The organism is Niastella vici, from assembly GCF_002077945.1.
Taxonomy (GTDB): Bacteria; Bacteroidota; Bacteroidia; order Chitinophagales; family Chitinophagaceae; genus Niastella; species Niastella vici.
The window spans coordinates 1-207 of record NZ_LVYD01000023.1 but is presented as its reverse complement, the minus strand read 5'-3'; the positions used below and the strand labels follow the sequence as shown (position 1 = coordinate 207).

The following is a 207-nucleotide window of genomic DNA, read 5'->3' as shown; positions in this document are numbered from 1 at the left end:
ATACCTGTACCCGGGAAACTATGCTGGCCACCCGTATTCACATCGGGTTTCCGGAACATCCTCCCTGTGGCAACCGGTGCAGTGGAGGCCGCGATAAAAGACCTGGGAATGTATGTAATAAAGTCGCTCACGATATCGGGCAACTCAAAGTTGGCGCTGTTGTACTGGTTGAACTGAAAATATCTCAGCAGACCAGTTTCGGTAGCT

General features: G+C 50.7%; 1 protein-coding gene. It reads right to left on the bottom strand.

Going from position 1 to position 207, the window contains the following annotated elements:
* Nucleotides 1–207, bottom strand: a 207-nt coding sequence (locus A3860_RS40985; protein WP_158085162.1) for a hypothetical protein, incomplete at both ends; no start/stop codon positions are given.